The sequence below is a fragment of the Nitratireductor sp. ZSWI3 genome (genome assembly GCF_024655565.1).
Lineage (GTDB): Bacteria > Pseudomonadota > Alphaproteobacteria > Rhizobiales > Rhizobiaceae > Nitratireductor.
Window position 1 is genome coordinate 1 of the sequence record NZ_JANKOF010000211.1, and the last position, 586, is coordinate 586.

Here is a 586-nt window from a genome sequence, read left to right on the forward strand (position 1 = left end):
GCGGGCAGGTTCTTGATCGCGTCCAGATCGACGAGATCGATCTCGGGCACATCGATGCCGATCTGCCGGGCGAGTGTCATCATCGCAAACTCGTTTTCAGGAACGCCCGGATAGCGCGCCGACGGCAGTTTGACGATCCACGAACCGCCGACGCCTTCGGCAGGGATGGTCAGCCCCTTGTTCGCCTTGGTATCGCCGAGCGCCGAGAATTTGAGCTGAACGCCGGCAAGCGAAAAGCGCAGCGCGTTCTCGCGCGGGCGGTCTTCGCCTTCGACGTCGTCATCCGTGCCGGGCGGCCAGGCTTCGCCGTCCGCGGGCTCGATCGTCAGTGCGCCGGGCAGGTCGCGGCCAAGCACCCAGAGCAGGAAGAACTCGCGTAGCGGGTTCACGCCCGCGCGCTCGGCGAGGTACTCGCGCAGATGGCCTTCCGGCAGGAGGTTGGAAAAGAATGGCAGCACCCGCACCTGCGTTGGCGGCAGGTTCGTAATCAGCCCGCCGAGATCGTCCTTGAACGAAAGGCCGAGCGTCGGGCGGTTCGGATCGGCGACATACTCGTCAGAGAAACTGAACAGGGTGCGATCGCCCT

At 64.8% G+C, this 586-nt stretch carries 1 protein-coding gene; it reads right to left on the bottom strand.

Annotation, left to right across the window (positions count from 1 at the left end; all coding sequences use genetic code 11):
* Window positions 1–586: type II toxin-antitoxin system HipA family toxin (locus tag NUU27_RS25455; protein WP_257765081.1), on the bottom strand; the 586-nt coding region annotated here is incomplete at both ends.